The organism is Flavobacterium sp. FG68 (assembly GCF_057808895.1).
In genome coordinates this window covers 39,076-52,883 of sequence record NZ_JBMDIY010000029.1, presented here as the reverse complement: position 1 = coordinate 52,883, position 13,808 = coordinate 39,076, and the positions used below count along the sequence as shown (strand labels likewise).

The 13,808-nt window shown below is 31.8% G+C and carries 13 protein-coding genes; 8 read left to right on the top strand and 5 right to left on the bottom strand.

What is annotated here, in order from left to right:
• The first annotated feature begins 178 nt into the window (after nucleotides 1-178).
• The 3 genes from lipA to ACODSB_RS17535 all read left to right on the top strand — a co-directional run bounded on the left by lipA (nucleotide 179) and on the right by ACODSB_RS17535 (nucleotide 4,316).
• Nucleotides 179-1,045, top strand: coding sequence for a lipoyl synthase (gene lipA, locus ACODSB_RS17545; protein WP_053472411.1), 867 nt, complete (start codon nucleotides 179-181; stop codon nucleotides 1,043-1,045).
• A 73-nt stretch (nucleotides 1,046-1,118) separates the two neighbouring features.
• Nucleotides 1,119-2,117 (top strand): type I glyceraldehyde-3-phosphate dehydrogenase, encoded by a 999-nt coding sequence (gene gap, locus ACODSB_RS17540; protein ID WP_488938001.1) that lies wholly within the window; start codon nucleotides 1,119-1,121, stop codon nucleotides 2,115-2,117.
• Between the two features lie 27 nt (nucleotides 2,118-2,144).
• On the top strand, nucleotides 2,145-4,316 hold the full coding sequence (locus ACODSB_RS17535; protein ID WP_488938000.1) for a tetratricopeptide repeat-containing hybrid sensor histidine kinase/response regulator: 2,172 nt from the start codon (nucleotides 2,145-2,147) through the stop codon (nucleotides 4,314-4,316).
• Nucleotides 4,317-4,343: 27 nt separating this feature from the next.
• On the opposite strand, the gene lpxK is transcribed toward ACODSB_RS17535, so the two are convergent.
• Nucleotides 4,344-5,366, bottom strand: coding sequence for a tetraacyldisaccharide 4'-kinase (lpxK, locus tag ACODSB_RS17530; protein WP_488937999.1), 1,023 nt, complete (start codon nucleotides 5,364-5,366; stop codon nucleotides 4,344-4,346).
• Complete coding sequence (locus tag ACODSB_RS17525) at nucleotides 5,366-6,190, bottom strand: KilA-N domain-containing protein (protein ID WP_488937998.1); 825 nt, start codon at nucleotides 6,188-6,190, stop codon at nucleotides 5,366-5,368. Before ACODSB_RS17525 ends, lpxK begins: the two co-directional genes overlap by 1 nt.
• 243 nt (nucleotides 6,191-6,433) lie before the next feature.
• Here ACODSB_RS17525 and ACODSB_RS17520 point away from each other — a divergent pair, with 243 nt between their 5' ends.
• The 5 genes from ACODSB_RS17520 (at nucleotide 6,434) to rluF (ending at nucleotide 10,719) form a co-directional block, all read left to right on the top strand.
• Complete coding sequence (locus ACODSB_RS17520; protein WP_488937997.1) at nucleotides 6,434-7,528, top strand: Nif3-like dinuclear metal center hexameric protein; 1,095 nt, start codon at nucleotides 6,434-6,436, stop codon at nucleotides 7,526-7,528.
• A gap of 3 nt (nucleotides 7,529-7,531) precedes the next feature.
• Nucleotides 7,532-8,311, top strand: a complete 780-nt coding sequence (locus ACODSB_RS17515) for a zinc ribbon domain-containing protein (RefSeq protein WP_053472418.1) — start codon at nucleotides 7,532-7,534, stop codon at nucleotides 8,309-8,311.
• Between the two features lie 187 nt (nucleotides 8,312-8,498).
• Nucleotides 8,499-9,368, top strand: coding sequence for an alpha/beta fold hydrolase (locus ACODSB_RS17510; RefSeq protein WP_488937996.1), 870 nt, complete (start codon nucleotides 8,499-8,501; stop codon nucleotides 9,366-9,368).
• 58 nt (nucleotides 9,369-9,426) lie between these two features.
• Nucleotides 9,427-9,774: an antibiotic biosynthesis monooxygenase family protein gene (locus ACODSB_RS17505; protein ID WP_488937995.1), complete on the top strand. Its 348-nt coding sequence runs from the start codon at nucleotides 9,427-9,429 to the stop codon at nucleotides 9,772-9,774.
• 117 nt (nucleotides 9,775-9,891) lie between these two features.
• A complete protein-coding gene (rluF, locus tag ACODSB_RS17500; RefSeq protein WP_488937994.1) occupies nucleotides 9,892-10,719 on the top strand; it encodes a 23S rRNA pseudouridine(2604) synthase RluF in 828 nt (275 codons plus the stop codon).
• Between the two features lie 40 nt (nucleotides 10,720-10,759).
• Here the strand turns inward: rluF and ACODSB_RS17495 are convergent, their stop codons facing one another.
• From ACODSB_RS17495 to ACODSB_RS17485, 3 genes are all read right to left on the bottom strand, one after another.
• Nucleotides 10,760-12,148, bottom strand: a complete 1,389-nt coding sequence (locus tag ACODSB_RS17495; RefSeq protein ID WP_488937993.1) for a DUF4153 domain-containing protein — start codon at nucleotides 12,146-12,148, stop codon at nucleotides 10,760-10,762.
• 140 nt (nucleotides 12,149-12,288) lie between these two features.
• Complete coding sequence (locus ACODSB_RS17490; protein WP_053472423.1) at nucleotides 12,289-12,579, bottom strand: winged helix-turn-helix domain-containing protein; 291 nt, start codon at nucleotides 12,577-12,579, stop codon at nucleotides 12,289-12,291.
• A 4-nt stretch (nucleotides 12,580-12,583) separates the two neighbouring features.
• On the bottom strand, nucleotides 12,584-13,198 hold the full coding sequence (locus ACODSB_RS17485; RefSeq protein ID WP_180860757.1) for a hypothetical protein: 615 nt from the start codon (nucleotides 13,196-13,198) through the stop codon (nucleotides 12,584-12,586).
• Nucleotides 13,199-13,808 lie beyond the last annotated feature (610 nt).

Here is a 13,808-nt window from a genome sequence, read left to right as displayed (position 1 = left end):
TATCAAAATCTTAAGTAAAAATTAAAAAGATAAGCTTAAAACGTATTTATAGTCAAACTATTAATACTTGAACTTCATAATCCTAAATGACATTAGGAGATATGAAAAGTAAACGAAAAGTAAATTAGCATCTCCAAATAAACAACATTCCGTATCTTTGTATTCAGATTTATGATATATGGAAACAGTCATTGAAAACATACCGCCTGCAAAACCGAAATGGTTAAAGGTAAAATTACCTATTGGACAAAAATATACTGAACTACGTGGTTTAGTTGACAAATACAGCTTAAATACGATATGCACCTCTGGAAGCTGCCCAAATATGGGAGAATGCTGGGGAGAAGGAACAGCAACTTTCATGATTTTAGGAAATGTCTGCACTCGTTCCTGCGGTTTTTGCGGTGTTAAAACCGGACGCCCGGAAACGGTAGATTGGGACGAACCTGAAAAAGTGGCTCGTTCTATAAAAATCATGAACATTAAACACGCTGTAATTACAAGTGTTGACAGAGATGATTTAAAAGACGGAGGTTCTATCATTTGGATAGAAACTGTAAAAGCAATCCGTAGAATGAACCCAAACACTACTCTTGAAACTTTGATTCCTGACTTTCAAGGAATTGAAAGAAACATTGACAGAATTGTTGAAGCAAATCCTGAAGTAGTTTCTCATAACGTTGAAACCGTTCGTCGTTTAACACGCGAAGTTCGTATTCAGGCAAAATATGATCGTAGTTTAGAAGTTTTACGTTATTTAAAAGAAAAAGGGATAAACAGAACTAAATCTGGAATCATGCTTGGCCTTGGAGAAACTGAAGAAGAAGTTTACCAGACAATGAGAGATTTACGCAATGCAAACGTTGATGTTGTTACTATTGGTCAATATTTACAGCCAAGTAAAAAACATTTACCTGTAAAAGAATTTATCACGCCTGAGTTATTTGCCAAATACGAAAAATTTGGTCTTGAATTAGGATTTCGTCATGTAGAAAGCGGACCTCTTGTTCGTTCTTCATACAAAGCACAAAAACATATTTTATAAAAAGTTTAATTGTTTAATCGTTTAATTGTCAAACCGATTAAACGGTTAAACGATTCAACAAATAAACAAAACATTGAAAACAAGAATTGCTATTAATGGTTTTGGAAGAATTGGAAGAAATTTATTCCGCCTTCTTATAAATAATCCTGAAATTGAAGTCGTTGCAATTAATGATATTGCTGATAATAAAACAATGTCACATTTAATAAAATACGACAGTATACATGGAGTTCTGCCTTATGCTGTAAGTTATGATGAAACAGGAATTATTGTAAACGAAAAGCATTTTTTATTTTTTCACGAAAAAAGCATTTCTAATTTAGACTGGAAAAGTCATTCAATAGATTTTGTAATTGAATCGACCGGAAAATATAAAATGCATGAAGAATTAAATGCACATATTGAAGCCGGAGCAAAAAAAGTGATACTTTCTGCACCATCAGAAGTTGATACTATTAAAACAGTAGTTCTTGGAGTTAATGAAAATATACTAGACGGAACAGAAAATATTGTTTCAAATGCGAGCTGTACAACAAATAACGCTGCTCCAATGATAAAAATCATTGAAGAATTGTGCGGAATTGAGCAAGCATACATTACAACGATACATTCTTACACAACAGACCAAAGTCTTCATGACCAGCCGCATAAGGATTTACGCAGGGCTAGAGGCGCAAGTCAGTCAATTGTTCCAACAACTACAGGTGCAGCTAAGGCATTAACAAAAATTTTTCCTAAATTGCATGAGAAAATTGGAGGCTGCGGCATTCGTGTTCCGGTTCCAGATGGTTCATTAACAGACATCACGTTCAATGTTAAGCGTGCTGTTACGATTGAAGAAATTAACATTGCATTTCAAAAAGCCTCAAAAACAAATTTAAAAGGAATATTAGATTACACAGAAGATCCTATCGTTTCTGTTGATATAATTGGCAATACGCATTCGTGCTTATTCGATGCACAATTAACTTCTGTCATTGATAAAATGGTAAAAGTTGTGGGTTGGTATGATAATGAAATTGGCTATTCATCAAGATTGATTGATTTGATTTTACTGATAAGGAAAACATAAGAATTCATTGTAAATGCTCTGCCATACATGAAGTACTATCTTTTATCTGTTGTTTGTTTTTTTAATTCATTTTTGTATTCTCAAATCAAACAGAATACAGATAGTGTTTCCTATTATAATAAACTGGCCAATAAAAAATTAAACAGTAAAGAGTACAATGAGGCTGTTTTTTACACTAAAAAATCAATTGATTTTTGCGAAACTAATAACATTCCTGAAAATTTAGCCAACCAGACTTTTAAGCTTGGAAAAATTTACTACAATCAGCGGAAGTACGACGAAGCATTAAAAAACTTTCATAAAAGTGTTTCATCCTTTGACAGCCTAAAACCAACTTGTACCAAAATCTTAGCCTTACAATATATTGGCGCTGTAAATACTGCAAAAGGCGACTATAAAACAGCAGATATTTATTATGCAAAAGCTCAAAAACTTCTAAACCAGCTTGGTATTATTGATAGTTCTGAAATTTTAGACTATCAAAAAGCAATCGCATTTAAAACAAATAAAAACTTTTATCAAGCGACCAAGACCTTCCGAAAAATTATCAAAAAACCGGATAATCCATTGATCTTAGAAACCAAAAGTGATTCTTATTATCAACTCGGATTAATTGAAACACAGCTTAAACGGAATGATTCTGCTATGATTTATTTTGAAAAAGCGCTTGATTATACAGATAAAACAAATAATCTTTCTCAAAAATCAAAAATAACTTTAGCAATAAGTCAATACTATAAACAAAACAAAAATTTTGATTTAGCCTATTCTTATTTGGACGAGCATTATCAATTAGAAAATTATATTCTAAAATTAAAAAATGCCAAAATAGATTTCAACGAATTTCAAAAATTCAAAAAAAATCAGACTTTAAACAATACTCTTAAACGGGAAAGCGAAGAAAAAATCCAGCTTAAAACGTATCGCTATTCTAAACTAGTTAGTATTTTGGCGATTGCCTTAATTTCGATTTTATCTCTTTTGAGTTTGGCTTTATACAAAAACAATATTATTCGTAATCAGAATAATTTACTTTTAAGAGAAAAAAATAAAGAACTTATTCTGGCAAAAAACAAAGCCGAAAAAGCTTCAAAAGCGAGATCAGAATTTTTATCGACTGTAAGTCACGAACTGCGGACACCCCTAAATGCAATTAACGGAATCACGCATTTACTTCTTGAAGATAACCCGAAAAAAACACAGTTAAAATATTTAGAATCTCTAAAATTCTCCGGAAATTATCTTACTACTTTTATAAACGAAATTCTTGAAATTAATAAAATTGACTCGACTAAAGTTGAAGTTGAAAATATTAGTTTTAATTTAAAAGAATTGCTTTTTAATATTCAAAGTTCTTTAAAAGAACTGGCAACGGCTAATAAAAATTATTTCAACTTAGAAATAGACGATGCAATTCCAGATAACTTAATTGGTGACCCAACCAAATTATCTCAAATTATATTAAACCTGATTAACAATGCATTAAAATTTACTCAAAACGGAAATGTGAATGTAATTGCTAAATTATTTGGACAGGAAGATGAAAATGCAACCGTTTATTTTGAAATAGTCGATACCGGAATTGGTATTCCCGAAGATAAACTTCAAACCGTTTTTGAAAGTTTTTCACAAGGTTCTGTCGAAGTGAACCGAAAATACGGCGGTACAGGATTAGGTCTTACTATTGTTAAAAAATTAATCGAACTTTTAGGAGGCGAAATCAAACTAAAAAGTGAAGTTGGCAAAGGATCAACTTTTACTTTCAAACTAAATTTTAAAATTAATAACGAACCTTTGGAAGCTGTTACAGAAGAAAAACCATATAACGACAAACAATTAAAACACAAGTCTATTTTACTGATCGAAGACAATAAAATCAATCAAATGATTACGCGTAAAATGCTTGAAAACAAAATGATTACCTGTGAAATTATCGACAATGGCGAAGATGCGGTTGAACTTTTAAAAGTGAAACGTTTTGATATGATTTTAATGGATGTGCATTTACCCGGAATTAACGGAACTACAGCAACGCAGCACATTAGAGACTTTGATAAAACAACTCCTATTATTGCATTAACGGCCATTTCTCTTGACGAAAACAGGGATATGCTTTTATCTTTTGGAATGAACGACGTAATTACAAAACCTTTTGTTCCTGATGAATTTTACAGTACAATTGCTAAGTTTTTTGATTAGCAAAAAAGCTTCTAAGATGCTGAGATTCTAAGATTCTGAGTTTTCTTTTATATACTGTAAAATCGAAACATCAAAATTTTGCTGATGATTGATAAAGGTGCTTTTTATGGGCAGATAGTACAATTGAGAAACCAGTTTCGAATTTTTTAAACGAACATAATCTTTCTCGGTTGTAATAATCTTTTTTCCGTTGGCTTTATTCTGAATGGAATCTAAATCGGTATCAGAAAAATGATGATGATCCGGGAAAGTCAAACATTCGTCATTTTCATTTTTTAAATAATCAAAAAATGGTTTTGGTTTTGCAATTCCGGCTAAAAGTACTTTTGATTCTGATTTAATTTCATCAACAGAAATCTTTTCATTTTTGCCATAAATTACAGTGTCATAATCTATAAAAGTAAAGAAGATTTGCTGCGAACAATTCAGTTTTAATTTCAAACGAATTTCTTCTTGTTCTTCTTCCGATAAATTATTTGGACATTTAGTAACCACAACAATATTAGCTCTGTTGGCACCACTTGGGCTTTCTCTTAAATTTCCTGTTGGCAGCATAAAATCATCTGCATATAAATCTCCGTAAGAAGTCAGCAGGATATAAAATCCAGCTTTTACTTTTCGGTGCTGATAAGCATCATCTAATAAAATTACTTGTGGTTTATTTTTTTGAGAAAGCAATTGTGTAATTCCGTTTGTACGATTGGCATCAACTGCAACCTGAACATTTGGAAATTTTTGATAAAATTGAAAAGGTTCATCGCCCAGAGTTTCAGCATTTGAATTTTCATCTGCCAAAACAAAACCTTCCGATTTCCTTTTGTAACCCCGGCTTAAAGTTGCTACTTTATATTTATCAGATAATAAACGAATCAAATATTCAATTTGTGGAGTTTTTCCAGTTCCGCCTACGCTTAAATTTCCAACCGCAATAACCGAAATATCAAAAGAAGTTGATTTTAGAATTCCTTTGTCAAAAAGAAAATTACGAATGCTGGTAATGAATCCGTATAGAATTGCGAAGGGAAAAAGTATTTTTCGAAGTAAGTTCATTATTTCAATTTATTCAAAACATTAGACTTAAGGAGAATTTTCATTTGATTGATAGCAATTTCATTCAATTTTATCAATCTTTCATTTTGTGACATTTCTTGCTGTATCAACATGGCATTTATACTTTCAAGATTTGACAATACAACTAATTGCTCGATTGACGCTATATCTCTAACATTTCCTTTTTCATCAGGATTTTCATCACGCCATTGTTTTGCTGTTTTACCAAACAAAGCAACATTTAATAAATCTGCTTCATCTGCATAAATAAAACTTATTTGATTTCTGTTGATACTAAGAGGAACTAAATTTTCCTTTATAGCATCCGTATGAATCGAGTAATTAATTTTTGAAATAGTTCTCTGTAAATTCCACTCGAGCTTTTTATCATTGCTCTCATCTTCTTTTAATCGCTGAAATTCTTTTATCAAATAAAATTTAAATTCTGCGCTTAACCAAGTTGCAAATTCAAAAGCAATATCTTTATGAGCAAATGTACCTCCGTAACGCCCAGTTTTCGAAATAATTCCAGTTGCGTTTGTAGTTTCAATCCATCTTTTAGGAGTCAAAGAAAAACTATTAGAACCAGCCATATTTTTAATTCCATCGAATTCGATGGAATTAAAAATAGGATTATTAAATTTTTCCCATAGACCAATAAATTCAATTGTACTGCGATTTCTCAACCAGTTCTGTAAAATATAATCACTACGTTCATTATCACGATGCCTCGCAATATCCGTTAAAGACATAAAATCCTCTTTATTGTCCTCATATATTACCACATCAATTCCTTGAACGTTTATTTTTTTATTCTTAGCCATGTTTAAATTTCAAATTTTAATTCCATCGAATTCGTTGGAATTACTAAACAACTCACGTACTTATTCCTTTAACAAAACGAGAACATATCAAAATCCGTAATGAATCCGTGTAGAATCGCAAAAGGAAAAAGTATTTTTTCAAGTAAGTTCATTTTACGAAAGTATAATTTTTTTCGTTAATTTGTTTTTAGGTTTCAATTGTCAAAAAACTTGAAACCTGAAACTTGAAACAAAATATAAAAAATGAAGATCAAAGACATTATAACCGTACTAGAAGAAATGGCGCCTCTCGCCTATGCAGAAGATTTTGACAATGTGGGACTTTTAGTAGGAAATCCGGAAAACGAAAGTAACGGAGTTTTAGTTTGTCATGATGCTTTAGAAAATGTAATTGAAGAAGCAATAACTAAAAATTGCAATCTCGTAGTTTGCTTTCATCCTATTTTATTTTCTGGAATTAAAAAAATTACCGGCAAAAACTATGTCGAGCGAGCTATTTTAAAAGCAATTAAAAATGATATTGCTATTTATGCCGTACATACCGCTTTAGATAATCATCCGCAGGGAGTTAATAACATTTTCTGTAATACATTAGGTTTAATAAACACCAAAATTTTAATTCCAAAACAGCAATTTCTGCAAAAATTAGTTACTTATACTGTTCCCGAAAATTCGGAAAAAGTCCGAAATGCAATGTTCGAAGCTGGCGCCGGAACTATTGGAAACTACGATAACTGCAGTTTTAATTCTGAAGGCTTTTTTACTTTTAAAGGAAATGAAAAAAGCAATCCAACAATTGGAGAAAAAGGAAAATTACATACCGGAACCGAAATAAAAATCGAAGTTATTTTTGAAAAACATTTACAATCTAAGGTTTTAAAAGCACTTTTAACGAATCATATTTATGAAGAAGTGGCTTATGAAATCTACGATCTTCAAAATTCACATCCAAATATTGGCTTAGGAATGATTGGGGAACTGGAGGATGAAATGGATGAAAAAGACTTTCTTCTGCACGTAAAAGAAATTATGATTGCGCGCGGCATTCGTCATTCTGCCTTTACCGGAAAAAAAGTAAAAAAAGTAGCTGTTCTGGGAGGTTCAGGAAGTTTTGCCATAAAAAATGCAATTCAGGCTGGAGCCGATGCTTTTTTAACTGCTGATTTAAAATATCATCAGTTTTATGAAGCAGAAAACAAGTTACTTTTAGCCGATATTGGTCATTTTGAGAGTGAACGCTATACAAAAAACTATATTGTTGATTATCTTCGAAAAAAAATTCTTAATTTTGCGATCATTTTATCGGAAGAAAATACAAATCCAGTTAAGTACTTATAGAATATGACGAATACGAAAGAATTAAGTGTTGAGGACAAGTTAAGAGCAATATATGATTTACAGCTTATTGACTCTAGAATTGACGAAATCAGAAACGTTAGAGGAGAACTTCCTTTAGAGGTTGAAGATTTAGAAGATGAAGTTGCAGGTTTGAGCACTCGTTCAGAAAAACTGAAAGGTGAACTTGAAGTGATTGAGGAGCAAATCAAAGCAAAGAAAATTGCTATTGAGGAGCATAAAGAGGTTATCAAGAAATACACAAAACAACAAGAATCAGTTCGTAACAACAGAGAATTTAATTCTTTGACAAAAGAAGTTGAATTTCAGGAATTAGAAATTCAATTAGCTGAAAAGCAAATCAAAGAAATGAAAGCTTCTATCGAGCACAAAAAAGAAGTTATTTCTAATTTAAAAGAAAAACTTGATGCTAAAAGCTCTCATTTAAAACATAAAAAATCTGAATTAGATGCTATTATGGCTGAAACTCAAAAAGAAGAAATCTTCTTATCTGAGAAATCAGCTGAATTTTCAGCTCAAATCGAAGAAAGATTATTAGCTGCTTACAACAGAATCAGAAGCAGTGTTCGTAACGGATTAGCTGTAGTTTCTATTGAAAGAGGAGCTTCTGCAGGATCTTTCTTTACGATTCCACCACAAACTCAGGTTGAAATCGCTTCTAGAAAGAAAATCATTACTGATGAGCACTCTGGAAGAATTTTAGTTGATACTCAATTAGCTGAAGAAGAAAAAGAAAAAATGGAACAATTGTTCTCAAAATTCTAAATAAACGGTCCCGATTTAATCGGGACTTTTTTTTATAAAACATTTTTTGCCACGAATTGCACTAATTATCACTAATTTTTAATTTGTTTCTAAATGGAATAAAAATTCGTGCTAAATTTGTGTAATTCGTGGCGAAACTTTTTTAGATCGGTCCTCGAATATCATTTTTACCACTAAATTATTTGTTTTGGGAATTAAAAAAGGAATTCGTTTTATTACATTAAAATCAGTTGGGTCTTATATTAACTTTTTGAGTTATGTGCGTCCGCAAAAAGCCATGGAACTTTCTTATGCGCTTTTTAGTCAGCCCCGAATTGGGAGATTAAAAAAAGAAACACTTCCAAAAGTTTTAAGAAACACCGAAACAGAAATTTTTCACCATAACGAACATCATTTTCAAACCTATATCTGGAAAGGAAATGAAACCAAAATTTTATTGGTTCACGGTTGGGAAAGTAATGCTTCGCGCTGGAAAAAAACACTGCCGCATTTACAAAAATCCGGAAGCACAATTATTGCAATTGACGCTCCCGCACACGGACAAAGCAGCGGAAAAGAATTTAATGTACCTCTTTATGCCGAATTCATCAATAAAGCGGTAAAAAAATATCAGCCTGAAATTATTATTGGCCATTCTATTGGCGGTGCGGCCTGCGTTTATCATCAATATTTATTTCCGAATACGAGCATTAACAAAATGGTTATTCTTGGCGCCCCTTCAGATTTAAAAACTTTGATTGATAATTATATTTCGATGCTGAGTCTGAATTCCAAAATGCTGTCTCTTTTAGAAAATAAATTCATAAATCGTTTCAACTTTAAATTGGAAGATTTTTCAGGACAAAAATTTGCATCCCAATTTACTATTCCCGGTTTCATTGCACATGATACTTCTGATAAAATTGTGGCTTTCGCCGAAGGAAAAAAAATAGCCAGCAACTGGAAAAATAGTCAGTTTATTGAAACCAAAGGCTTAGGTCACGGAATGCATGATGATGAATTGTATCAAAAAGTGATTGAGTTTCTTTTTGAAGGTTCTGAGCCACTAAGTCGCTAAGGCACTAAGTTTTTTTAATCTAAAATCTAAAATCTGAATTCTAAAATCTACAATTAAAATGATAGCAGTAATTTTTGAAGTTATTCCTAATGAAGGAAAAAAAGAAGAATATCTTGATATCGCTGCAAGTCTGCGTCCTGAATTAGACCATATTGAAGGTTTTATTTCGATAGAACGATTTCAGAGTTTTACTGATCCTTCAAAGGTTTTGTCTTTATCTTTTTGGAGAGATGAAGAAAGTATTCAGCAATGGAGAAATCTTGAAATGCATCGCGCTGCACAGGCTAAAGGTCGAAATGAAGTTTTTAAAGATTATCATTTAAGAATTGCAACTGTTGTGCGCGACTACGGAATGTTTGAAAGAAAAGAGACTCCGGAAGATAGTTCGATTTTTCATGATTCTTAATAAAGATACTGAGATTCTAAGTTGCTAAGATTCTAAGTTTTTTTAGTTCAAAGCTTTTGAAAAATCTAAAATCTGAATTCTAAAATCTAAAATCATTTTTTTGCCTACTTTTGCAGTATGGAAGAAAATCTTAAACGTCTTAATAAATTTATTGGTGAAACGGGATATTGTTCTCGTCGTGAAGCCGATAAATTAATTGAAGAAGGACGTGTAACAATAAATGGCGCTGTGCCGGAAATGGGAACTAAAGTTTCGCCAGATGATGAAGTACGCATAGACGGAAAGTTAGTCGTGGAAAAGCACGAAAAAATGGTTTATTTGGCTTTCAACAAACCAGTTGGAATCGAATGCACCACTAATTTAGAAGTTCGAAATAATATTGTGGATTATATCAATTATCCGAAACGTATTTTCCCAATTGGAAGATTGGATAAAGCGAGTGAAGGATTGATTTTTATGACGAATGATGGTGATATCGTAAACAAGATTTTACGTGCCAGAAACAATCACGAAAAAGAATATACTGTTACGGTAAACAAACCTATTACAGATCGTTTCATACAACGAATGGGAAATGGTGTTCCAATTTTGGATACGGTTACCAAAAAATGTAAAGTAGAGCAAATCAGCAAATACACTTTCAAAATTATTCTGACTCAGGGTTTAAATAGACAGATTAGAAGAATGTCTGAATATTTGGGTTATGAAGTTACGGCTCTTAAACGTATTAGAATTATTAACATTTCTTTGGATGTTCCGGTTGGGCGTTATCGCGATTTAACCGATGCTGAAATTAAAGAATTAAATCAGTTAATTGAGCCTTCGAGTAAAACGGAAGAAGCGAGTTTTCCTAAAGTTGAAGCTCCAAGTCAAAGTTCGAATCGAAGAACAACATTTATTTCAAAGCATGATCCCCGATTTAGAAAAAGAGGTGATAACAATTAAATAAAAGTCCCATTTGAAATTTCAAATGGGACTTTTTAATTTATTTCTTATTATCTAAAAATTCATAATACAAAGCCTTAGATAAAAAACCTGCATTTTGATAATTCGAAATTAATTCTTCTCTTACCGCTTCTGGATATTTTCCGTCTAAATTATTTTTTGAAAGATATTCTCTTCGTGCGTCATCATTAAAATTTAATCCGCTTAAAAATACAGGTTCTACTCCTTTGTTTACCGAAATATTATAATTGGTTACTAAATTTCCCCAATTTACATAACTGCATATCAATATTGTGGCATAGAAATACCAAACCATTTGATTGAAAAGATAGGCGTTCGTTTTTTGTTTCGTTATTTTTAAGAAAGAATAAACTAAACCGATAATAGCCAAAATTAAAAAAGCATAAACTCCCAAGCGTTTATAAGTTAAACCGTAAAAAGAAACATATTCTGAGTTTTTAATAATCGCACTAACAATCAGAATTACGTTTAATGCAATCCATACTTTTGCCAGTTTTTTTAATGTTGTGGCTTTTTCATCGAAGTTAAAACCTCCTTTAAAGTAAAATAAGATTACACCAACTGCCATCAAAATTGAAAATATAACTGCATTTACACGTTCGTGCGTATCGGCGCTTAAGTTTGTTTTTTCGACTACTTCAAAAAACTGTTCGTAATTGTATGTTCCAATAAAAATTAGAAGCATAATATTCAACATAAATAATGTGATTACTCCGCTCTTTCTTTCAAAATCCAAATCTAAAAATGAGAACGTACTTTGATTTTTTACTTCAGAAATATTCGTGAATTCATTGTTTAGTTTTGGGTTGAACTGATAAGAAATATCCGGAACCCAGTAATTCCAAAAACTGAATGAGATATAAAATCCTAAAATACACATCGCAATTAATTGAGGCAGATTAATATCTAATGTATAATCAGTAAACAATGAAGAAAAATGATTGCTCCCGAAAGAATAAACGATAAAAAACAATCCAAGAAATATTAACGGAATAATTACAAACGCTACTAGTTTCTTAGCAAAGTCATTGTGTATTTTTCGTTCAGGAAGCCACTGGCTAAATATAAAGATACGTCCTATTGTAGTGATTCCGTTTAGGAATATTAAAGGAAAAATCTGAACGATTTTAAGTTCTCCATCCTGTGTTTTAAATTGTAAAAAGAGAATTGATAATGCTAAAGCAAAAAATGAAGCAGCGTCTCCATACCACGCAAAAGCGAAACAAGACAAAATAGATGTCATTACAAGAACAAGATGTGATCTGTTTACAAACTTTTCCTGAAAGAAATAACTAATTAACAGAGTAAGTATCACTCCAAAAATAGAAATATTGATTCCCACAGATTCATTGTAAAAAAGCAGTATAAAAACCGCTGTACAAGCTAAAATAATTTGATGTTTTTTCATTTTTGTAGATTTTTATTTGTTATTGGTCAAAAATGTAATTGCCTTATCCGTTAATTGTAAAAACACTATCGGCAATTTCATGATTTTAATTTTTAAAAGTACTTTGTAATTCAAAGTTTTTAGATAAAAAAATATAATTATTAGGATTTCATTAATTTTTCGAGGTAAGAAAGGTGTTCTTTAAACGCCGCACGGCCTAGCGGTGTTACCTGATAAGATGTTTTTGGTTTTTTACCAACAAATTCTTTCTTAACTTCGATGTATTCAGATTTCTCCAACGCAGAGGAATGACTTGCTAAATTACCATCGGTGATATTTAAAAGTGTTTTCATCTCGGTAAAATCTACCCAGTCGTTAACCATCAGAACGGACATAATACCCAGTCTGACACGGCTTTCAAAATCTTTATTTAGTTTATCAATAATTCCCATTGGGTTATTTGTATTTTTTGAACATCACCAATCCATATGCGATATGCAGGATACCAAATCCTAAGATCCAAAATATTAAACCATATCCAATATAAAAAAGCGAAATACATCCTAACAAAAGCTCAGAAAAACCTAGATATTTTATATCTGAAAATGTATATTTTTCGGCATTGATAACGGCTAGTCCGTAAAATAATAAAGTAGATGGCGCTACTAAACCGTAATATCCGTGATATATTAATGCTAAACAAAATATTCCTCCTGCTGCAAGTGGAACCGCCAGATTAAACAACATATTTTTTGTGGCAGAGGTCCAAATTGGCAAATTGTATTTTTTACTTTTTCTAACGGTAAAAAAGGTTCCGAATACAAAGGCACAAACTAAAATTATTACGCCTATCCATATTAATTCTGAAACTAAGCTGCCGGATAATATTATGTGTTCGTCAGTAAAATATTCGATTCCATTTACTTTAAAAAGCTGATAGACATATAATCCGCCTATTAATGCCGAAAGTCCCGCGAAAACTCCTGAAAGTCCGCTTAACGATATAAATCTTGAAGAACGCTCCATCATGGAACGAATATGTGCTAAATCTTCTTGGTGCTTTTGATTCATAATTAAAGTACTTTGCGTTACAAAGTTATTATTTATTTTGAATTGACAAATAAAAAATTGTGTTTTTATTTTAAATTATTTGCAGACGTAAAAATGAATTGCGGTTCATAGGGATTAAATGTGTAATCCCTACGGGATATTTTATCACGGGATACTATTTATACTACCGATATATAACTCCTAACGGAGTATTCTGGAGATAAAATATTAAATGGGATTTCTAGGCATCTATTTTTTAGCTACCGATAATAACTCCTAAGAGAGTATTCTTCAGAGATTGTATTAAATACAAATTATTGCTATTCATTTTTCATTCACAACTATTTACAACTCCTAAGCAATTATCTCGGAGAGATTAAATATCGGCAGCTAAAAATCATTTACGACAATTTTTTGTCCCGTAGGGACTACACATTTAATTAATATTTAATAATCATACCTACAAGGTTTTGGAAGTCTTGCAGGAGCGGGATTTGTTGATACCTGAGTGCTGCGTGAGGGATAGAAGCTGGCTACCGAAGTAGCGCGGATAGCCCGACCATGTTTGCGAAAAGGCGCGCAATAAGCGAAAAGATTGGAGCGCCTTTTTGCAAACATGGTCACGCCCAAA